15 protein-coding genes are annotated in these 20,481 nt (G+C 62.9%); 5 read left to right on the top strand and 10 right to left on the bottom strand.

The genetic code is table 11. The features are described from left to right. Positions 1-33: 33 nt before the first annotated feature. Positions 34-2,271 carry an amylo-alpha-1,6-glucosidase gene (locus P7F28_RS18000; RefSeq protein ID WP_277185921.1) on the bottom strand — a complete coding sequence of 746 codons (2,238 nt, stop codon included), beginning with the start codon at positions 2,269-2,271 and terminating at the stop codon, positions 34-36. 139 nt (positions 2,272-2,410) lie between these two features. Here P7F28_RS18000 and P7F28_RS17995 point away from each other — a divergent pair, with 139 nt between their 5' ends. Both P7F28_RS17995 and P7F28_RS17990 read left to right on the top strand, forming a co-directional pair. After that, entirely contained in the window at positions 2,411-3,196 is a 786-nt protein-coding gene (locus tag P7F28_RS17995; protein ID WP_277185919.1) for a sulfite exporter TauE/SafE family protein, read from the top strand. 264 nt (positions 3,197-3,460) lie between these two features. Continuing rightward, positions 3,461-5,155 carry an acid phosphatase gene (locus P7F28_RS17990; protein ID WP_277185918.1) on the top strand — a complete coding sequence of 565 codons (1,695 nt, stop codon included), beginning with the start codon at positions 3,461-3,463 and terminating at the stop codon, positions 5,153-5,155. Here the strand turns inward: P7F28_RS17990 and P7F28_RS17985 are convergent. The 3 genes from P7F28_RS17985 to P7F28_RS17975 all read right to left on the bottom strand — a co-directional run bounded on the left by P7F28_RS17985 (position 5,152) and on the right by P7F28_RS17975 (position 8,691). Then, entirely contained in the window at positions 5,152-5,541 is a 390-nt protein-coding gene (locus tag P7F28_RS17985) for a RidA family protein (protein ID WP_277185916.1), read from the bottom strand. The two genes, P7F28_RS17990 and P7F28_RS17985, sit on opposite strands and share 4 nt — an antisense overlap. A 76-nt stretch (positions 5,542-5,617) precedes the next feature. Beyond that, positions 5,618-7,621 carry a tetratricopeptide repeat protein gene (locus tag P7F28_RS17980; protein ID WP_277185914.1) on the bottom strand — a complete coding sequence of 668 codons (2,004 nt, stop codon included), beginning with the start codon at positions 7,619-7,621 and terminating at the stop codon, positions 5,618-5,620. Between the two features lie 182 nt (positions 7,622-7,803). Continuing rightward, positions 7,804-8,691 (bottom strand): LysR family transcriptional regulator, encoded by an 888-nt coding sequence (locus tag P7F28_RS17975; protein ID WP_277185912.1) that lies wholly within the window; start codon positions 8,689-8,691, stop codon positions 7,804-7,806. A gap of 99 nt (positions 8,692-8,790) precedes the next feature. Here P7F28_RS17975 and P7F28_RS17970 point away from each other — a divergent pair, with 99 nt between their 5' ends. Continuing rightward, the gene (locus P7F28_RS17970) at positions 8,791-9,690 is read left to right on the top strand and encodes an NAD-dependent epimerase/dehydratase family protein (protein ID WP_277185911.1); all 900 of its coding nucleotides are present in this window, start codon (positions 8,791-8,793) and stop codon (positions 9,688-9,690) included. Between the two features lie 66 nt (positions 9,691-9,756). On the opposite strand, the gene P7F28_RS17965 is transcribed toward P7F28_RS17970, so the two are convergent. From P7F28_RS17965 to P7F28_RS17955, 3 genes are all read right to left on the bottom strand, one after another. Continuing rightward, complete coding sequence (locus tag P7F28_RS17965) at positions 9,757-10,854, bottom strand: malate/lactate/ureidoglycolate dehydrogenase (RefSeq protein ID WP_277185909.1); 1,098 nt, start codon at positions 10,852-10,854, stop codon at positions 9,757-9,759. Between the two features lie 152 nt (positions 10,855-11,006). After that, positions 11,007-12,476: a M20 family metallopeptidase gene (locus P7F28_RS17960; protein WP_277185908.1), complete on the bottom strand. Its 1,470-nt coding sequence runs from the start codon at positions 12,474-12,476 to the stop codon at positions 11,007-11,009. Between the two features lie 114 nt (positions 12,477-12,590). Next, the gene (locus tag P7F28_RS17955) at positions 12,591-15,041 is read right to left on the bottom strand and encodes a penicillin acylase family protein (RefSeq protein WP_277185906.1); all 2,451 of its coding nucleotides are present in this window, start codon (positions 15,039-15,041) and stop codon (positions 12,591-12,593) included. A gap of 175 nt (positions 15,042-15,216) precedes the next feature. Between P7F28_RS17955 and P7F28_RS17950 the strand changes: the two genes are divergently transcribed. Both P7F28_RS17950 and P7F28_RS17945 read left to right on the top strand, forming a co-directional pair. Next, positions 15,217-15,372, top strand: coding sequence for an oxidoreductase-like domain-containing protein (locus P7F28_RS17950; RefSeq protein WP_277185904.1), 156 nt, complete (start codon positions 15,217-15,219; stop codon positions 15,370-15,372). 94 nt (positions 15,373-15,466) lie between these two features. Further along, on the top strand, positions 15,467-15,976 hold the full coding sequence (locus P7F28_RS17945) for a DUF1993 family protein (RefSeq protein ID WP_277185902.1): 510 nt from the start codon (positions 15,467-15,469) through the stop codon (positions 15,974-15,976). Here the strand turns inward: P7F28_RS17945 and P7F28_RS17940 are convergent. From P7F28_RS17940 to mprF, 3 genes are read right to left on the bottom strand one after another with little or no spacing between them, the layout of a single operon-like run. Continuing rightward, positions 15,969-16,352 carry a VOC family protein gene (locus P7F28_RS17940; RefSeq protein WP_277185900.1) on the bottom strand — a complete coding sequence of 128 codons (384 nt, stop codon included), beginning with the start codon at positions 16,350-16,352 and terminating at the stop codon, positions 15,969-15,971. The genes P7F28_RS17945 and P7F28_RS17940 overlap by 8 nt on opposite strands. A gap of 52 nt (positions 16,353-16,404) precedes the next feature. Then, the gene (locus P7F28_RS17935) at positions 16,405-17,751 is read right to left on the bottom strand and encodes an AcvB/VirJ family lysyl-phosphatidylglycerol hydrolase (RefSeq protein ID WP_277185898.1); all 1,347 of its coding nucleotides are present in this window, start codon (positions 17,749-17,751) and stop codon (positions 16,405-16,407) included. After that, the gene (mprF, locus tag P7F28_RS17930; RefSeq protein ID WP_277185896.1) at positions 17,748-20,348 is read right to left on the bottom strand and encodes a bifunctional lysylphosphatidylglycerol flippase/synthetase MprF; all 2,601 of its coding nucleotides are present in this window, start codon (positions 20,346-20,348) and stop codon (positions 17,748-17,750) included. The genes P7F28_RS17935 and mprF overlap by 4 nt, the downstream gene beginning before the upstream one ends. Positions 20,349-20,481 lie beyond the last annotated feature (133 nt).

Below are 20,481 nucleotides of genomic sequence, written 5' to 3'. Positions count from 1 at the left end.
GACGCCTCGAATACTCAGGCGTCCGTTCCGCTTTTAAAGCACCGCGACGACCCGCGCCTCGCCGTCCACCGACGGCACCACTTGCCCGCCGACGCGCCGGAACGTAATCGTCACGTTCTTCTCGCCCAGTCGCAAATCACCGATTTCCAGCCAGTCGATACCTTCCGGTAACTGCGGACGATCGATGCGGATTTCATTGTTGAGCGCATCGACACTGACGCCGAGACAGGCTTCCAGAATCATGAACGGCGCGCCCGCTGCCCACGCCTGCGGCAGACACGCGACCGGATAGGCGATCGGCCGTTCGCCGCGCTGTCGCGTGAAGCCGCAGAACAGTTCGGGCAGACGCATATCGAACGTGACGGCGGCTTCGAACAACGCCTGCAAGATGCCGACTGCCGCGCCGCGTTCGCCGTATCGCGCGAGGCCGCGTGCGCACAGCGCCGTGTCGTGCGGCCACACCGAGCCATTGTGATACGACATCGGATTGAAGCGCGGCTGGCCCGCTGCAAGCGTGCGCACGCCCCAGCCGGTGTGAAACAGCGCCGATTCCAGTTGACGCGCTACCGCTTCGCCGCGCTGACGATCGACCAGATCGAAGGCGAGCAAATGCCCCGCGTTGGACGACAGCACTTCGCACAGCGCGCCCTTTCCATCGAGCGCGATGCCGTAGAACTCCGCTTCCGGCATCCAATACATCGCTTCGACCTTCTCGCGGATATGGCGCGCACGACGCTCGTATTCATCGACGCCGTCATGCTCGCCGCGCTCGCGGGCGAGACGCGCCATGGTCGAAAACGCGGTCGATGCGTAGGCCTGCACTTCGACCAGCGCAATCGGCCCGATGGGGAATTTGCCGTCGGCATGGAACACGGAATCGTGACTGTCCTTCCAGCCTTGATTGGCAAGTCCGTGCTCGGTGGCGCGTTGATAATCGAGCAAGCCGTTCGGGTTCTGATCGCAGTGACGCGCGACCCATTGCGCCGCGAGTTGCAGCGACGGCCAGATTTCGTCGATCAATTCGGTGTCGCCGGTGCGCTCGGCGTACGCGCCCGCCAGCACGATAAACAACGGTGTGCTATCGACGCCGCCGTAATACAGCGCGAACGGCACTTCGCCCGTCGCGGCCATTTCGCTTTTGCGCGTCTCGTGCATGATCTTGCCGACTTCGGCATCGCGGAACGGCGAGTCTTCCTTCGCCTGATGCTCGGCCAGAAAGCGCAGCACGCCGCGCGCGAGCGTCGGATGCAGCCAGAGCATTTGCAAGGACGTGATGATCGCGTCACGCCCGAATGCGGTCGAGAACCACGGAATGCCGGCGTATGGATATGGGCCGGTGTCCAGGTCGGTCGTCAGCAAGCCAAGATCGGCAAACGAACGGTCGATCCATTCGCTGAACAAAGGATTGCTCGATCGCACGCGCGCGCTGGCACGACGGCGGTCGCGCATGCGACGGTGCGCATCGACCAGCGCTTCGCGAATGGCAGGCCGCCCCGACTCCGGCGCGCACTCCGCAGCTTCGGCGGCGTTGCGCTTGCTTTCCTCGCTCGCGTCGCTCAGCGCGTGTGTGACGGCTGTGACCGACAGATAAACGGAGATAGCCGTTTCCGATTGAATATGCAGCGCGTAATCGGCGCGCGTGGGCGACAGCACATCGGGTGCGGGCGTGAACTGGATGCGCGCGGTGCGCTCCACTTCGTCCAGACCGATATATCGCAGCACGACTTCACCATTCTCGATCACCGGCGGGCGCAACGTGCCGCGCTTTCCTCGCTTCGCGCCGCGCACCTCGAACATGTCGAGAAAGTCCGCCTTGAAGGAGATGGACAGCGGCACGGTCGAAGGCTCCGTACCGTAGTTCGTTAACACGATGCTCTCATGCAGCACATGCCCCGACAGCACGCGTTTTCGCTCGACGTGAATCACGCCTTCAGGCGTGCGCGCCCCGCCGATGGGCGGCAGCGGTTTATTCGTCAAGTGCGCCGTGAAAACCGCGTTATCGCTCGAAACGCTACCTGAAAGCAGCGACGGCGCGCGCCCGCCGAACGTCAGCGTCAGTTCCGACAGCACGCGTGTATCGTTGACGAACAGGCCGTCGTCGCCGCCGTGCATGTCGCCGTTGGCGTCGTAGACCGCAAACGTATTGCCCGATTTCAGCACGTACTGACGCAAGCCGGGCGCGTTGGCCTGTTCGGTCGGGATGAACGGATCGTCCACGCCGGATTGATTTTGTTGCTGTTGTTGCTGCTGCTTCTGTTCTTGTGTATCCATTGCACCTTCCTGAAATTGACGTGAAAGGATTGATCCCCGGCGCGCCTGGCGCCGTGGCTTTCATGCAGCAAGTGAGTCGCTTACCGGCTATCATCGACGGTTTTTCGACTCCGACACGCCTGACGGGTTCTCCGCGCGCATGCATATCGACTTACTTTATTCCGCTTCAGGGCTCGCGGTCGGCTTTCTGGTCGGACTGACGGGCGTGGGCGGCGGTTCGCTGATGACGCCGCTGCTCGTGCTGCTGTTCGGCATCCATCCGGCCACCGCGGTCGGCACCGATCTGCTCTACGCCGCCGCCACCAAGACCGCAGGCACGCTGGTGCACGGTATCAAAGGCTCGGTGGACTGGCGCATTACCGGCCGGCTCGCGGCGGGCAGCGTGCCGGCTGCCGCCATCACGCTCTATTTCCTGCATCAGCACGGCATTGCTTCGCCCGATACCGCCCGGCTGATTCAGCGCATTCTCGGCTCGGCGCTGCTTATCACGGCCGTTTCGCTGATTTTCCGGCCGCAACTTGCTCGCTTCGCCTATCGAAAAGGACAGGGACGGCCCGAGCATCCCGGCCGCACGACATTCTGGACCATCTTTACCGGCGCTGTTCTCGGCGTGCTCGTGTCGATTACTTCGGTCGGCGCGGGCGCGATCGGCGTAACGGTGCTGCTCCTGCTGTATCCGCGCCTGGCGACGGTTCGCATCGTCGGTTCCGATGTGGCGCACGCGGTGCCGCTGACGCTGATTGCGGGCGCGGGCCACTGGATGCTCGGTTCCGTCGATTGGTCGCTGCTCGGCTCGCTGCTGGTCGGCTCGATTCCGGGCATTGCGATCGGCAGCGCGCTGTCCTCGAAAGCGCCCGAAGCGCTGCTGCGGCACCTGCTCGCCGCGACGCTGGTTCTCGTCGGAGCCAAACTGATCTTCAGTTGATGTTAGTCACCGCGCGCGGCGGTTTCCAGTCGGTCAAAAGACATAAGCCATTTGCACATATTTTTGTCCATCTGGCCTATGCCGTTTGGCCGAGTATCGCCCGGCCTGACGATACGGCATCATGCGCTTTCTATCGGCTGACGTAGCGGCGCAAGAGCCGTACGGCACCGAAGCGGGGCGCGAGATAATCCGCGCGTCATCTTTTGCCGTCGATAATGCGCACACGCGCGCCTGCGCGTGCCGCCTGTCAACAGGAGTCGAGCGATGAACGAGAACGAGCATTCGCAGCACGGTCACCCTTCCGACGACGACGCTCCCGCCGATCCCGCGCGGCGCAGGCTGCTGGCGGCGGGCGTCGGTCTCGCGGGTTTGTCCGCAGGTCTGTCACTCGGTGGCTGTAACGTGTTCGACCAGAAGCAGGCCACGCCAAAGACCGCCGCAGATATCTCGCTCGACCGCACGCTTTCCGCCAAGGTCAAGCAGATCGTCGTGATTTACGCGGAAAACCGCAGTTTCACGAACCTCTACGGCAACTATCCGGGCGTGCAATATCCGTTGTCGGCGGTGCCTGCATCGCGCTACACGCAACTGGACCGCGACGGCGTGACACCCATGCCCGGGCTGCCGAAAATCTGGGGCGGTCTGGTGCCGCAGGCGCAGGAAGTGGACGGCAAGCGCTACGCGATCACCGAGCAGCAAATCGCCGATTTGCGTAACGCCCCCTTCCAGATTGCCGATGCGCACGGTGCGCCGCTGCCCAATTCGGTTATCACGCGCGATCTGGTGCACCGCTTCTATCAGAACCAGATGCAGATCAACGCCGGCCGCAACAATCAGTTCGCCGCGTGGGGCGATTCCGGCGGTCTCGTGATGGGCCACTACGCGAATTCGCCCGATACGCTTCGTTTATGGGGTCTCGCGCAGCAATACACGCTGTGCGACAACTTCTTTATGTCCGCGTTCGGTGGCTCGTGGCTGAACCACATTTTCCTGATCTCGGCGCAGGCACCTTTCTATCCCGATGCGAAGAACGGCCCCGCCGCGAAACTGCTCGCCGTAGTGGATAGCGACGATCTCACCAGTTCGCGCCTCAAACTCGCGCCCGATTCACCGAAGTCCGCGCTCGAAGGTCCGCCCAAATTCGTACGCGATGGCGCGCTCACGGCGGATGGCTACGCGGTCAATACCATGTTCCCGCCGTACCAGCCGAGCAACGTGCGCCCCGCGCCGGGCGGCGATCCGCGCTTTGCGGATGCATCGAACGTGAGCGTGCTGACGCCGCAGACGTACGCGACGATTGGCGACCGCTTGTCGGCGAAAGGAATCGACTGGGCGTGGTACAGCGGCGCGTGGCAATACGCGCTGGACAATCGCGACACGGGATCCATGCCGGATTTTCAGTATCACCATCAACCGTTCAATTACTTCAGGAATTTCGCGCCCGGCACGCAGGCGCGCGCGCAACATTTGCGCGACGGCGGTCTGGGCGATGATGCCTCCACCAACAAACTGATCGCCGATATCGACGCGGGCCGACTGCCTGCCGTGACCTTCTACAAGCCGCAGGGCAATCTGAATATGCACGCGGGCTATGCAGATGTCGCGTCGGGAGACCGGCATATCGCGTCGGTGGTGGAGCATATTCAGCGCGGGCCGCAGTGGGACAACACGGTCATCATCGTCACGGTCGATGAAAACGGCGGCTGGTGGGATCACGTCTCGCCGCCGAAGGGCGATCGCTGGGGACCGGGTTCGCGCATTCCGGCGCTGGTCATTTCGCCGTACGCCAAAAAAGGCTACGTCGATCACACCGTGTACGACACCAATTCGATCCTGCGTTTCATCTCGCGCGTGCACGATCTCGAACCGCTCGACGGCGTGGCGGCGCGTGATCGCGCGTTCGCGGCGAACGGCGAAGCGCCGCTCGGCGATCTGACGCGCGCGCTCGATCTGGCTTAGCGCTCGACCCAGGCCCGCGCCGCGATCTCGACGAGATAGCCGTAGTGCAACGCACTCACCGGCACCACGGCGCGCGCGGGCTTCCAGTCACCGAAATGGCGCGCGTAGATTGTGTTGAACGCTTTCCAGTGCTCGACATCGACCAGATAAACCGTCACTTCGATGCAGTCGCGCAAGCTCGCGCCCGCCGCTTCGAGCACCGCGCGCAGATTGGCAAAGACTTGCTCGACCTGTTCTTCGAAAGGGCGATCGCCGGTATGCGTGCCGTCCGCGCGAACCGGCAGTTGTCCCGAGACGCAGACGAGATTGCCTGCTCGCGTCGCGTGGCTGTAATGGCCGGCCGGGATGGGCAAACCCGGCGCGTTGATGAGTTTGATAGCGGACATGGTCGGAGCCAACAGAGTAAAAAAGAATCGAACAGCGAGTATCCACTGTTCGACGTCTTTTCGTGCTCCGTATGCGTCAGGACTTCTTCTTGCCGCTTGCGCCGGACTTGGATGGTCCCTTTCTCTTCGTTTGCACCGCAGCCTGTACCGGAGCCGCATCGGCGCGCTCGGTCAGCGCCTTCTGCACGCGCCCGATCACTTCGTCCCAGTCGCCGGGCCGGACCTGCCGGAACAGGCGCATGGTCGGATACCACGGCGAATCGTCGCGATCGTTGAGCCAGCGCCAGCAGCCGTCGTAGCGCGAGAGCATCCAGACCGGCTTGCCCATTGCCGCTGCGAGATGGGCGACGGAGGTGTCCACGGTAATGATCAGATCGAGTTGCGTGATGATCGCGGCGGTATCGGCGAAGCTTTCGACTTCGTGCATCAGATCGAGCGGACGGACGGCTGGCGGCAGTTCGTCGATCTGCGGCTGAGTTGACGCACCCTTCTGCAGGCTGACAAAGCGCACGCCCGGCGTGTTAAGCAAGGGCAAAAAGGCGCGCGCGTGCAACGATCGGCGTTGATCTGTTTCATGCGCGCTGTTGAGTTGCGGACGCGGATCGCCGGCCCACACCAGCCCGACATTCAGCGGCGCTTCGGGCACACGCGCTTCCCAATGAGCAATACGCTCGGCGGATGCGGTGAGATACGGCACGGATGCCGGCACGTTGGCGAGCGTGGTGCCCATCTGCAGCGGCACGCTCATCGTGAAGCACCAGAAATCGTGTTTTGGCAGGTCTCGGGCGTCTTCGAGCGGCAGACACGTATCCACGCCTTCGATACGCTCGAACAGGCTGACGAGCGCGCGCGGACAAACCACAGTCAACTGCTTGAGACCCTTGGCCTTGAGCAATGGAAAATAGCGCGCGAATTGCAGGCTGTCGCCGTAACCCTGCTCGGGCCACACCAACAGCGAGCGATCCTTCAGTGATTCGCCCTGCCATTCCTGCGCTGGAAGTTGCGGCTTGACGCGCAAGGCGGCTTCGTCGCCCCAGAAGCTCGATTCGGCATAGCGCGATTCGTAGAGCGGCCACGCTTCCTCAAAGCGGCCATCGCGCAGCATCGACATGCTCAGATTCAGTTGCGTCGGAACGCGGCTCGGGTCGATCTCCAGCACGCGGCGATAGTTTTCTTCGGCTTCCTTGGAGCGGTGTGTCGATTCGAGCACGCGCGCAAGGTTATTCAGCGCTTCCACGGACGATGCATCGATTGCCAGCGCGCGGCGGAAACTCGCTTCGGCCTCGGCATAGCGGGCGGCGGCGAGATACAGATTGCCGAGACTTCCGTGCGCGCGCAGGTGCCCCGGAGCGAGCGACGCAGCCTGGTGCAGGCAGGCCTCGGCATCGGCGTGACGGCCTGTGTTCTGAAAAAGCGCCGCGAGATCGCATAACGTCTCCGGCTGATTCGGCTCGATACGTAGCGATTCGCGCAAATGCGCCTCGGCTTCGTCGAGACGCTGCATCGATTGCAGCAGCGCGCCAAGCCGTGCGTGCGCGACCGGCGATGCCGGACGGCGCGCAAGCGCTTCCAGCAAGCGTTGCGCGGCCTCGGCCGGTCGCTGCTGTCGGGCCAATACGCTGCTTAGATCGAGCAGAGTCGGGTACGGATCGCCGCCGAGCGTCAGCGCGTGCCGTAGCGACGCCTCGGCCGTGTCGAGCAGGCCGATCGAGGCGAGCAGATTGCCGCATTGCCGGTACGTGGTCGAATCGGCGAAATGATTGTCGATGGCATGCGCGTAGACGGCTTCCGCGTCTGCCGCCCGGCCCGACGCGGCGAGGAGCAGACCGAGGTTATTGAGTGCATCGGCGTAAGTCGGATTCGACGATAAAGCCGCGCGATAAAGCGCTTCGGCTTGGTTGGACTCCCCGCGCCCTTCGAGCAGAACGCCGAGATTATTGAGCGCCGCCGCGTGCGCGGGATCGAGTTCGATTGCCTTGCGGTATGCAGCTTCGGCTTGCGAGATCAGGCCCTGCTGATGCTCCGCCACGCCCTGTTCGAAGCATTGTTCTGCGGTTTGAATCTGGGTGTTCGCTGTCAACTTCAATTCTCCTGTGCCCGATGCATCAAACGATCCGGACACAATCTTCGATTACGTGCGGTCGCTGCCGCGCGACGACCGACAACATCAAGCGACCAACGCAGCCGCGACTTATGATCAGCCGGGAATGGTAGTTTTGCGACGGCCGGGACTGAATCGAAGTATTTCTAAACGTTGCGCAATCAAACGCTCAGCCGCTCGGCCAGAAAATCCAGAAACGCGCGCGCCCGGGCCGCCATCGACTCGCTTTGATAGAAAACCGCGTTGATGGATTGGCGTACGTCGATCAAGGCATCGTCGAGAATTGGACGCAGACGGCCCGCGCGGACGTCTGCGGCGGTCATGAAATCGGCGAGACAGGCGATGCCGCTGCCATCGATTGCCAACTGGCGAATCGTTTCCCCGCTCGATGCGCTGAGCGTCGGGCGAATCGTGACGAAACTGGCGTTACCGTGCCGCAGCGGCCAATCGTTGAGGCTTTCAGGCGCGGTGAACCCGATCAGACGCGCGCGCAGCAGATCATCGATATCGCGTGGTTCGCCGTGTTCGGCCAGATACGCGGGACTCGCGAGCACGCGCAGACGGCTGCTGCCGAGCGAGCGCGCATGCAGCGTGGAATCCTGCAATGCGCCGATGCGAATCGCCACATCCACGCGCTGTTCCAATAAGTCGATGATCCGCTCGTTGCTCGTCAGTTCGAGCGTGATCTCCGGATAACGTTCGGCGAACGCCCGCACGTGCGGCACGATGCAATGAAGCATAAATGGCGATGCCGCGTCCACGCGCAGACGCCCCGCCGGACGCTCGCGACGACGCGAGATGGTTTCTTCCGCGTCGTCCATCGCGGCGAGGATCGCGCGGGCGCGGGTGAGAAACAGTTCGCCTTCTTCCGTGAGTTGCAGGCGGCGCGTGGTGCGGCGTACGAGCGTGACGTCGAGTTTCTTTTCCAGACGCGTGAGCGTTCGGCTGACGCCCGACACCGTCTGCTGAAGCGTTTCGGCCGCCGCCGTCATCGAACCGCTATCGATCACGGTCACGAAGACCTGCAATTCATCCGTATTGGTTTTCAAGGATTGTTGATTCTGAGTCAAGTTTCATTTGAGACTAACACTGTTTCTGCAAAAGTCGATAACGCTCATACTGCTTCCATCAAACACAGGAGCGATAGCATGAACATTTTCATCACGGGTGCGGGCGGGTTTATCGGCGGATCGATTGCGGCGGGACTGGCGCGCGATGGCCACACAGTGCGCGGTCTGATTCGTCGTGCGGAACAGAGCGCTGAGTTGAAGCGCCTCGGCATCGAACCGGTCGTCGGCAGTCTGGACGATACCGCCCTGCTCGCCACCGAAGCGCGCGCGGCCGACGCCGTCATCAACGCGGCCAGCAGCGATCATCGCGGCGCGGTCGAAGCGCTGATCGGCGCGCTGGCAGGCACGGACAAGCCGTTGCTGCATACGAGCGGATCGAGCATTGTCGGCGATGCGTGCGGCGGCGATTCCACCACCGACGCCATCTACACCGAAGACACATTGCCCGAGCCGACCGAAGACAAGGCGGCGCGCGTGGCGATCGACAATCTCGTTTTGGACGCGGCCCGTCGCGGCGTGCGTTCCGCCGTGCTCTGCAACACGCTGATCTACGGCCACGGCGCAGTCGCCGATACCGCCAGCGTGCAGTTGCCGCGTCTGGAGAAGCAGGCGCGCAAGAGCGGCATCGTGCGTCATGTCGGGCGCGGGCTGAATATCTGGTCGAACGTGCATATCGACGATGTGGTCGAGGTGTATCGACGCGCGCTCGACAAGACGCCTGCGGGCACGTTCTATTTCGTCGAAAGCGGCGAAGCGCAGTTCCGCGACATGACGGCGGCGATGGCGAAGGCGCTCAAGCTCGGCGGTCCGGAAGACTGGCCGCTGGAAAAGGCCGTGGAAGAATGGGGCTACGAAATGGCCAACTACGGCCTCGGATCGAACAGCCGCGTGCGCGGTGAGCGCGCTCGAAAGCTGCTGGGTTGGGAGCCGAAGCGGACGTCGGTGATCGACTGGATCGAAAAGGAAATGGTGCGCTAAGAGCTAAAAACAGCTAGAAGCGGCGAAATTGGTCAAGCCAATTTCGCCGCTTTTTCGTGATTACGCTTACTTCAAAGCCGACGCGTACTTCTCAATCTCCGCTTCCGTCATCCCCGACTTCACCGCCGACTCGCGGATTTGCTTCCAAGTCGTCGGATCGATCGCAATGCCGTTCGCGCCGCGTTCCGCGCGACGCGCTTCTTCCGGTTCGCCCGGCGCGTAGATCGCGTCGATCCCTTCTGCGTGCGGCGATGCCTTCATCCATTCGAGGAACGCTTCGGCTTCGGCTTGCGCGGTGGGTGCATCGAAGGCATTGGGGTCGAGAATCACCGACGTCATGCAGTTGATGATCGCACTGCTTTTTTCCAGCGTGTCTTCGTGCGTCGTGTAGCCGCCCGACAGCGCGCCCCCGAAAATCTCGCACAACGCGGCGAGCCCCGAACCCTTGTGCAATCCGAACGCGGTCAGCGTGCCGAAGGGTTCCTCGTGCATGACTTTCGGTTCGATGGTCGGCTTGCCTTCATGATCGAGCAGCATACCCGGCGCGACCGTCACGCCCTTGTTGTAGGCCACGCGCGTCTTTCCATACGCGATGCCCGCCGTCGCGAAATCCAGCACCAGCGGGCTTTTTCCCTCGCGTGGGTACGCCGCACAAAACGGATTCGTCCCGAACCGGCGATCGATGCCACCGTACGGCGCGACCAGCGGATCGCCCGCCACGTTGACGAAGTGGAACGATACGAACCCCGCCTTCGCGCACTGCTCCGCCCAATGTCCGATACGCCCGATATGGTGCGCATTGCGCAAACCGACCGCGCACACGCCGAGCTTTTTCGCGCGTTCGATGCCGTGCTCCATCGCCTCGTACGCCACGACCTGACCGAAACCCTTACGGCCATCGACGGTCAACACCGCACCCGCATCGCGGACGATTTCGGCATGCGTGTTGAGCTTGAGCTGATCTTCCGCCAGCGATGCCGTGTAGCGCGGAATCATGCCGACGCCGTGGGAATCGTGGCCCGACAGATTCGCCATCACCAGATGATCGGCGACCAGTTCGGCCTCGCGCGGCGCGCTGCCCGCGTGTTCCCAGATGGCGCGGACATAGGCGTGCAGCGTTTCCGGCGCGATGCGCAGTTCGGTGGATTCGGTGGGCTTGTTCATGCGGCTGTCGTCTCCTTTCGTGTGAATGCTCGCGAGCGTCTTTTTCAAGATACGCGGGGTTTATCACTTTACAGGCGATCAACTGGCCTTACCAGTTTCACGGGCAAAAAAACGCCCGCATGTCGATGCGGGCGATTTGAACTTGCGAGCGCTTACGGCGCGGAAGCAATGACCTCGGCCACCGCCGACGTCAACTTGCGCGCATAGCCCACTTCGAGAAACTCGTTCGGCCCGTGTGCGTTCGACTTCGGCCCGAGCACGCCGCACACCATGAATTGCGACTTCGGAAAGCCTTCTTTCAGCGTGTTCATCAGCGGAATGGTGCCGCCTTGGCCCATAAACGCGAGGTCCGCACCAAAGTGCGTACGCGATGCGTCATTCATCGATGAAGCCAGCCACGGCGCGAGTTCCGGCGCGCTCCAGCCTGTCGCCGCGCCGGTTTCCGGCTTGAACGTGACCTTCGCGTTATACGGCGGATCGAGTTCGAGCAGTGCTTTGAGCTTGCCAACGGCTTCCGTCGCTTCGACCAGCGGCGGCAGGCGCAGCGACAGCTTGAACGCTGTGCGCGGCGCGAGCACATTGCCGGCATCGGCGAGTGCGGGGAGACCGGACGCGCCCGTCACCGTCAGCGATGGCCGCCATGTCGAATTGATCAGCGCTTCCTTCGGATCGGTCGTGGTCGGCAAGACGCTGCCGCCGTCTTGCCCGCAGGCCCACGGCAGCTTTTTCCACACGTCGTCGCCGAGGATTTGCGCGGTGGCTTCGGCTTCGAGCAGACGCTGCGAAGGTATCGCGCAATGAAAATCTTTCGGCAGCAAGTTGCCGGTGGACGCATCTTCGAGACGCTCGAACAGTTGCCGCATGATGCGGAAAGTCGATGGCGCGATGCCGCCGTAACCGCCCGAATGCAGCCCTTCTTCGAGCACCTGAATTTCCAGATCGCCTGCTACCAGGCCGCGCAATGACGTCGTCAGCCAAAGTTGATCGTAATTGCCCGCGCCGGAGTCAAGGCAGATCACGAGGCCGACATCGCCGAGGCGATCGCGCAGTGCATCGATATACGGCAGCAGATCGTAACTACCCGATTCCTCGCACGTCTCAATGATGCCCACGCAACGCGGACGTTCCACGCCCTGCGCATCGAGCGCGGCCAAGGCGGTGATGCTGGCGTAAGTGGCGTAACCATCGTCAGCGCCGCCACGGCCGTAGAGCTTGCCGTTTTCGAGCTTCGGCGTCCACGGACCGAGATCGCTGCGCCAGCCTTCGAATTCCGGCTGTTTGTCGAGATGGCCGTAAAGCACGATGGTTTCCGTGCTGCCGGAACGCGTAGCCGGCGCTTCGAAAAAGATCACCGGCGTGCGGCCAGTCATGCGCACGATCTCGACTTTCAGACCCTTGACGGGCTGCGTCTTCACCCAATCGACCGCATCCGTGACGACGCGTTCGATAAAACCGTGCCGTGCCCAATCGGCATCGAACATCGGGCTTTTGGCGGGGATCGCGATGTAATCGGTCAGGGCGGGAACGATTTCGTCGTTCCATTTGCGATCGACGAATTCGCGCAGCGCGGCGGAATCCAGTTGAGTCGCGGCTTCTTGATGAATGCTGTCGCCGGGTGTCATGAGCGTGTTTCCATGCGGGCAAACCTCCATGATAGACGGGATTCGCGCGCGTCTCACCCCGCCGGAGCAAAGCGCTCAGGCTTTTTCGGTGGATGAAACGCGCGTGCGCATGGGTTATTGCGGCGTGCCGGAAATCACCACGCGGGACACGCCCGGATCAGTGTCGATGGCCTGATCGCTGAAGGGGAAGCGTTGCCAGTGTTTCGCTGAAAACGCGCGCGTTGCATCGCCGGAATGGGGCGATGCGGGGTCGTCGGATTCGGAGTGAGAAAGCATGGTGTCCGCCTCCACGCTGCCTGCCGCCGCGCCGAAGCTCACGACCTGCACGTAGCTGTCGCCCTGCCCGTTCGGGTCCATCGGATAGCCCTTGTTGTCAAGCGGACGGCGCGCGCAGACGACCGTGAAATAGCCTTGCTCGTCGCAGCCGCCGAATAGCGGCACGCGCGCGCCGTTGCGTTCGGTGTAAAGCAAGTCGCCGCGCCGCGAGTCGAGCGGGAAACCGTTCAGGCTGAGCGCGAGCGCTGCGCCGCCGAGCGCCTGCCGCAAGTCCTGCACCACACCCGGATTGTCGATATTGAAGCCGCTGGGCGTGGCGAGCGGCTTGTTTGGATCGAAGCTCGATGCGTACAGACGCTCCGGCGCGATCTTCGTCACACGCATCCAGAACTCGTCCCATAGATTCGCGCCGCGTGCGTCGATATCGGCGCTGCCGTTCCAGTTGCGCAGCACGTCGCAGGCGTCTTTCAGCGCGCTCTGGGCGTCGGTTATGTTGCAGACGGCATCGAGCAAGGGTTTGCGATACAGCCGCTCGGACATCGAATTGGCTTCGAGCACGGCGGATTCGAGCGCCTCGCGCGTGATGCCGCCCGGCTCGCGCTGCAAACGCGCGGCGAGCAGATGGCCGTATCGCGTGCGCAGCGATTGCTCGACGCCCGTCGCGCCCGCGATACGCGGATAGCCCGTCAGCGGCGCGTTGGCATTGGTCAGCCAGTAACTATCGTTGAAGTTGCCGACGTAGTCGCCGCGCACGACGGTCGGAAGCTGATCGATCGGCAATGCGCCGGGTTGCACGCTGCCTGCATCGACGCGCCAGGCGCAGGCGCTTTTCGATCCATCGAGGAACGGCACGCCGGGGACTCGCCCCGCGAAGGCGCGTCCGGCGGGTGTTGTGCAGGATTCGGCGAGCGCGTCGGGCACGTCGGGAATCGGGCCGATATCCGCGAAATAGACGCGCGCATCGCCCCGGCCGATCGCGAAGGTGTTCGCCCACGGGATGGCGGCATAGCGCTTCTGGATCGCGATGAAATCGTTGAGCGTGCGCGCCTGATTCCATGCGAATAAGTTCTGGAACGCGCGCGTGTTGTCGGCGTTCACATCGCGTATGGCATAGGCGCGTTGGGCGTTCCAGCCGAGGCCGGGCGCCATCGCCGAGAGGTCGATCACCGGGCCGTATCGCGTTCGATACAGCGTGCGCGTGATCGTTTCCAGCGTGCCATCGGCGCGGCGGGCGCGTACGGTCAGCGGCACCGGCGTCATCGGCTCGCTTTGGCCATCGACCATATAGCGCGTGGGATCGGCGGGATCGAGCGTCAATTGGAAGATGCCGAAACGCCGCGCGCTCGACACCGTATGCGTCCACGCGATGTTCTCGTTAAAGCCGAGCACGATCAGCGGCACGCCGAGAAACGACACGCCCGCGACGTTGACCGTGCCGGGAATCGTCAGTTGCGCCTGATAAAACCGGTCCGGGCCGCGCCAAAACCAGTGCGGATTGCCGAACAGAATGCTGCGGCTGTCGCGCATGACCGGCGCGCCGAACGCGAGCGCATTGCTGCCAATGCCGGGTGACTCGCCGATGGGAAATTGCAGCGTAGTGCTCGTCGAATTCGCGCCCGGCGCGGTGTCGCCACGCGGTGGCGTGCCCGCTTTCGGCGGATGCGCGGACACGATCGGCTGCACGAACCGCGCCGATCCACCGGCGAGATTTGCGGCGATCAGGCGTCGATAGATATCGTCGGCGGTGATCGGCTTGATCCACGGCTTGCCGCGACACGCCGCGTGCGCGCCGGGTGAGCCGCTTGCGTTCAGATCGGTGAGATAGTGGTCGTAACCGGCGGCGAAGCCATCGATCAGCGTACGAAGCTCGGGCGATTGCGCCGTGCGGTATCGCTCGATGGCGGGTTGATCGGCGACAGAGCGGAAGAAGAAATCGGCATCGAGATTGCGCGGCTGGCCGAATGTCGATGGCGATATCGGACGCGCATCCGCACCAAAATATTCCGCACGCTCACCGCGATACGTGACGAAGCCATCGGCCAATGTGCAGAGATTGTCTTGCGCCTGCGCGTAGCCGTAGCCGAAGCCCAGACTGCCCCAGTCTGCCGCGCGGATATGCGGAATGCCGTCCTGCGTGCGGCGGATCTCGGCGCTGAAGGCCGTTTGCGAAGACTGCGATGCCTGTGCCGCCGCTGCCGACGCGCCCGGTTGATCGGGCGCAGTGGCGCAGCCGGCCATCCATGCGCATGCAAGCGCGCCCAGCATCGCAAGCCTGACGGTCTGGTTCATCGAGAGAATCCTTCGGTTCGGTCGACGCAATCGTGATGTCCGGCGAATCACGGCCTCGCGCCAAGTATGGCATTCATCGCGAACGGTGCGCCGCCAAAATATAGACACTCGTGCGGAAGGCTTCTGCGCGTTTCGAATGCACAATGCCTTTCTCACGCGAATCGCCCTATTCCAAATGACCGACGATCCACGACCGACGCCACCCGAACGCCCGCATCCCGACGATTGCTGCCAATGCGGTTGCGATCCATGCGTCTACGATCTTTACTACGAAGCGCTCGAACGTTACGAAGCGGCGCTTGCCGCGTGGGAAGCGCGCCATTCGGGTTAAGTCCGGCTCGTTCAAGCAAGCCGATGCGCCCGGCGCTATGCTTGTGAACCCTGCGCGTTGAATACAAAACGCAAAACCCAAGGAGCACATTCCCATGTCATTGACGATGTATCGCGCATCGATTCCCGTGTTCATTCGCGGACTCGAAGTCTGTTCCGACTTGCTGAAGAAAGGCGCGGCGCATGCGGCCGAGAAAGGCATCGCACCGGCCGATATGCTGAGCGCGCGGCTCGCGCCCGATATGCTGCCGCTGGTCGCGCAAATCCAGCGCGCCAGCGACACCGCGAAAATGTCCGCCGCGCGTTTGTCCGATGTGGGAGCGCCGCGCTTCGAAGACAGCGAGGACAGTTTCGATGCCTTGCAGGAGCGCATTGCGAAGACGGTGGCGTATTTGAAAGGCATCGATAAATCGACGCTCGCCGACAGCGATGCGCGCACCATCACGCTCAAATTCGGCGACTTCGCGCCGTCGTTTTCGGGCGTCGATTATTTGCTCGGATTCGGGCTGCCGAACTTCTATTTTCACGTGGTGACGACGCACGACATCTTGCGTCATCTGGGCGTGGCGATCGGTAAACGGGACTATCTCGGCCCGTTCAAATGAACTCGGATATTTCGATCAGGTTGTAGTCGGGATCGCGCATATAGACCGATCGCAGTTTGCGCGTCGCGCCCGTGCGTTCAACCGGTCCTTCGATGATCTCGACATTCATTTTGCCGAGCCGCGCGATGACTTCATCGAGCGGCACGGCGGCAATGAAACACAGATCGAGCGCGCCGGGCACGGGCAAATGCGCCTTCGGCTCGAACTCTTTGCCGCGCAGATGGAGATTGATTTTCTGATTGCCGAACCGGAACGCCATGCGGCCATCGCCGAAGGTTTCCAGTTGCATTTGCAGCACGTCGATGTAGAAGCGTTTGGTTGCTTCTACATCGACGCAAGTGAGAACGATGTGGTCGAGGTGATCGATCAGGGACATGCGGGACTCCTTGGGGGAAGTCCCTGAATGGTAGCGCGATGTGGGCCTTGATTCAGCGATGCCGCCCCGCCACCGGCACCGGCGTCTTCACCGCTTCCGCCTCAGCCTTCTCCGCGATCTGCTTGCGCCATCCGGCCAGAATCCGCTTGGCGAGCACGTCATAATCACCGCCGAAGTGATGATCGCCCGGCAGCTTCACCACGTCGATACCCGTCTTCGTCAGCGACGGGCACAGCGTGTCTTCTTCCTTTTCGCCGTAAATACACTGCACCATCGCGGGCGGCAGCTTCGCAAGTTCGGGACGCACTTTCAGCGCCTTCTCGCTCGCCTTCATGCCGAGCCAGCCCGTCACGCGAATCTGAAAATCCGCGTCGGGCGCGAAGCCCATCAGCGAGATATACGACACCTGATTGCGCACCGCGTCCGGCAGACGGTTGTACGCGAACGGCATCACATCCGCGCCGAACGAGTAGCCGAGCAGCGCCACATGGCTCGTATGCCAGCGCGCGTTGTACGTGCGAATGACGCGCGCGAGATCGTTCGCGGTCTGCTGCGGCGACTTCTCGCTCCAGAAATAACGCAACGAGTCGATGCCGATCACCGATACGCCATCGTTATGCAAAGCCACCGCCATCGTTTTGTCGAGATCGCGCCAGCCTCCGTCGCCGGAAATAACGATGGCGAGCAGATCGGTCGGTTGCGCGGCGCGCAGTTCGATCAGCGGCAGGTCCGAGACATCGTCTTCGGCGAGCGCTTCGGCTTTTTTCAGATGCGGCGCGGCCATGGCCACGAGCGTATCGGCTTTCGACTTGCCTGACGGCATGGCAGCCGCGCGCTCCAAAAAGCCCGGCAATCCCTTCTGATGGATGATGTCCGCATCCGGCGCGCACGGATTGAAACGCGCGTCCAGTTCCGCGTCCGGCGCCAGCGATACCGCGCCCAGAATCGTATTGTCCGGCGCGCGCTTGAGCGTTCGCTCGGCCAGAATCGCGCCCTGACCCGTGCCGATCAGAATCGGCGCGTAGTAGTGATTCGTCTGCACGGTGCGTTCGAGCTGATGGCTCATGTTCTCCGCATCGCCGACGAGGTTGTGGCAGGTCTTCTCTTCCTTGTCCGTCTTCAGGCGCGCGGCGTAGCGCTCCGTATCGACGCCGATCACCATCGCGCCTTTGGCGGCGAGCGCGTCGGCGGCTTGTTGATCGGCAGCATTCCAGCCGCTTTTTTCGGAGAACAGGACGATGAAACCGGTCATGTCGCCGACGGGTTTCGTCAGCGTGACCTGGCCGTATTTGCCGCCGGAGATGGTTTCTGCTGCTTGTGTTGCGTGTACTGCGCCAACTGCCACTGTTGCGAGACCGGCGAACACGGTCATCGCAAATTTCTTACTCAGGTATTTCATGAACGCCAGCCGCCGGCCAGAAGTGAGAGGTCCGCCAAAGTGAAAAACACTCCAACCGATCCGGATGCCGCCAGATAACGCGGCTCCCAGCGCGGCTGGAACTTGCTCTTGAATCCGCGCAATCCGCGGAAGTTGTAGAAGCGTCCGCCGAAGCGCCACACCAATCCCGCCAGCCGATGCCAGTGCGAGGCAAGCGGTGTCGGTTCCATGCCCGACAACGGCGCGATACCCAGCGACAGCGACTTGAACCCCGCTTCCTTCAAATGAAGCGCGAGCTTGGTGAAGAGATATTCCATCGCATACGGCGATGCGCTCGCGACATGGCGCATCACGCCGACGGTCGCTTCCGTGTTCATATCCGTCGTCATGAACGTGACGAAGGCGACCGGCTCGCCTTGCTGGCGCACCAGCAGCACCGATTGCGCGGCGAGGTAATCATCATTGAAAGCGGCGACTGAGAAGCTCTTTTCGCGCGCGGAACGGCTGTCGAGCCAGTCGTCCGAAATCGCGCGCAGCATCGGCATGCTCGCGGCGATGCCGTCCGGGCCGATCACTTCGGTGTCGAAGCCATCGCGTTCGCCGCGTTTGAGCGCGTATCGCAGATGCGAGCGATGCGAGCCTTTCAGATCGAAATCGGACAGCGCGACGTGGGCTTCCTCGCCGAGCTTCATCAGCGTGAGGCCGGCGTCGAGATAGAGCGGTAAGGCGTCGGCGCGCACCTGATAGAACGCGGCGCGGCCATTGTGCTTATGCGCGAGTTCGACAAACTGGCGAATCAGCCCCGCCCATTCGCGGCGCGGACCGACCGGATCGTGCAGCGCGGCCCACGTACGGCCGTGTTTCGCGTACATCAAAAAGGCTTCGCGCGACTCGGAGAACAGGAAGCTCTTGTCGCCCATCATCGCCAGGCCCGCGTCGCTGCGTTCCTGCGCGCGGAAGATGCGCGCGGCATCGGCGAGATCTTGCGGCGCGGGCTTCACGAAGCGGCCCGCAGCAGGACGCAGCAGTTGCCAGAGGGCGAAGATCAGCGCGAATACGCCGGCTGCGAGCGTGGCGCGCAAGGCACGCGGGGCGCGCTCATCGAAGGCGAATTGCCACCAGAGATCGCTTTGATACGGCACGTCGCGGAAGGCGAAGAACATGATCCACGTCGCCACCGCCATCACCATGCCGATGGAAAACAGCCATGTCATCGTGAAGCGCTCGGCGAACAGCGACGAACGGCGATTGAAGCGGTCGCGCGTCAGAATCAGCAAGCCGATCAGGAAGGCCAGCACGCCGACTTCGACGAACGCCAGACCCTTCATCAGCGACAGCAGCAAGTTGGCGACCGCGAGGCCGAGCGCCAGCCACCACGCGGCATCGAGACGGCGCATCAGACCGCGTGCGACGAACAGCAGCAGCACGCCGAGCACCGAACCGAGCAATTGCGAGCTTTCCAGCACCCACAGCGGCAGCACGGTCTGGAGCAGCGCGATCCGCATTTTGAACGCGGGCGTCGCGCCGGAAATCACGAGCATGGAGCCGACCACGAAGGTGACGATCGACAGGAACATCGGCGCGAGTTGCGAAACGTGATGCGGCTTGAGGAACGCGAACCGCCCTTTCATCGCGCGGCCTTCGAACGCGGCCATCACGCCTGCGGAGAGAATCAGCGGCAAGCCGAAATAGATTGCGCGGTACGCCAGCAGCGCGGCCAGCACGTCAGGCGTCTGCACGCTGCCGCCGAGCGCGAATACCATCGCCGCTTCGAACACGCCGACGCCGCCCGGCGTATGGCCGATCATGCCGAGCAGCATCGCGGCTGAAAACACCGTCATGAATTCGCCGAAGCCGACATGCGCGGCGGGCAGCAGCGCCCACAGCGCGAGACCTGCGCCGAAGACATCGACTACGGCCAATGCCGTTTGCGCGACGAAATCGCGGCGCGTCGGGATATTGAACGCAAGCCACTTCCAGCGATATTGCAGCGTGCGGCGTTCCTTGCCGCAGACGACGACCATCGCCGCGAACACCGCCAGCGACACCGCGCCGATGGTCTGAAGCAGCGCCGTTGGCAGGCGCATCATGCCGGACAGCGTATCGGCGGCGAACAGCATGCCGACCGCCGTCATGAATGCGAGCGAGAGCGCGAGCGTCGCGCCGGTGAAAATCGACAGACGGCCGACTTGCGCGGGCGTGACTTCCGCTGCGCCATACACGCGGCAGCGCACCGCTCCGCCCGTCAGCGCGCCGAAACCGGTCACGTTGCCGAGCGCCGAACCGACCGTCGCGCCGACCCACAGCAGCGAACGCGGCACCGATACACCGATATGACGCAATCCGACCGCATCGCGTCCGACCAGCGCGGCGAATGAAAGCGCGGTCGCGCCGAGTGCGCCCGCCCAGGCGATCGGCGTCATCACGCGCAAGGCGTGGATCACCGATTTGTAATCGACGGAGCGCGACAGATGCTGGAACACGACCAGCAGCAGCGCACAAACGAGCAGCGTGAGCGCGGGCGCGGCGAGCCGTTTGAAGTCGAACCCGCCCGGCGAACGGCCGTTGCCGAACGGGACTGAGGCGCGGATGCGGGCGAACAACTGTGAGCGAGACATGCGTTCCATCGAACTTGCTGGCGTTGCGCCGGTAGAGGAGAAAACCGGCGACGACGCGAATCGTTAGAGTCAGGGGAAAGCCGCGCCCCCTTCCAGTGGAGCGCGATTTTCGGCTCCCGCCGCTTGCGCCCAA

This window comes from Caballeronia sp. BR00000012568055, from assembly GCF_029439455.1.
GTDB lineage: Bacteria > Pseudomonadota > Gammaproteobacteria > Burkholderiales > Burkholderiaceae > Caballeronia.
This window is presented reverse-complemented; position numbering and strand designations above follow the sequence as displayed.

Coding starts and splice junctions, on each gene's coding strand:
- P7F28_RS18000 (WP_277185921.1), bottom strand. CDS start 2,271: ATGGATACACAAGAACAGAAGCAGCAGCAACAACAGCAACAAAATCAA.
- P7F28_RS17995 (WP_277185919.1), top strand. CDS start 2,411: ATGCATATCGACTTACTTTATTCCGCTTCAGGGCTCGCGGTCGGCTTT.
- P7F28_RS17990 (WP_277185918.1), top strand. CDS start 3,461: ATGAACGAGAACGAGCATTCGCAGCACGGTCACCCTTCCGACGACGAC.
- P7F28_RS17985 (WP_277185916.1), bottom strand. CDS start 5,541: ATGTCCGCTATCAAACTCATCAACGCGCCGGGTTTGCCCATCCCGGCC.
- P7F28_RS17970 (WP_277185911.1), top strand. CDS start 8,791: ATGAACATTTTCATCACGGGTGCGGGCGGGTTTATCGGCGGATCGATT.
- P7F28_RS17965 (WP_277185909.1), bottom strand. CDS start 10,854: ATGAACAAGCCCACCGAATCCACCGAACTGCGCATCGCGCCGGAAACG.
- P7F28_RS17960 (WP_277185908.1), bottom strand. CDS start 12,476: ATGACACCCGGCGACAGCATTCATCAAGAAGCCGCGACTCAACTGGAT.
- P7F28_RS17955 (WP_277185906.1), bottom strand. CDS start 15,041: ATGAACCAGACCGTCAGGCTTGCGATGCTGGGCGCGCTTGCATGCGCA.
- P7F28_RS17950 (WP_277185904.1), top strand. CDS start 15,217: ATGACCGACGATCCACGACCGACGCCACCCGAACGCCCGCATCCCGAC.
- P7F28_RS17945 (WP_277185902.1), top strand. CDS start 15,467: ATGTCATTGACGATGTATCGCGCATCGATTCCCGTGTTCATTCGCGGA.
- P7F28_RS17940 (WP_277185900.1), bottom strand. CDS start 16,352: ATGTCCCTGATCGATCACCTCGACCACATCGTTCTCACTTGCGTCGAT.
- P7F28_RS17935 (WP_277185898.1), bottom strand. CDS start 17,751: ATGAAATACCTGAGTAAGAAATTTGCGATGACCGTGTTCGCCGGTCTC.
- mprF (WP_277185896.1), bottom strand. CDS start 20,348: ATGTCTCGCTCACAGTTGTTCGCCCGCATCCGCGCCTCAGTCCCGTTC.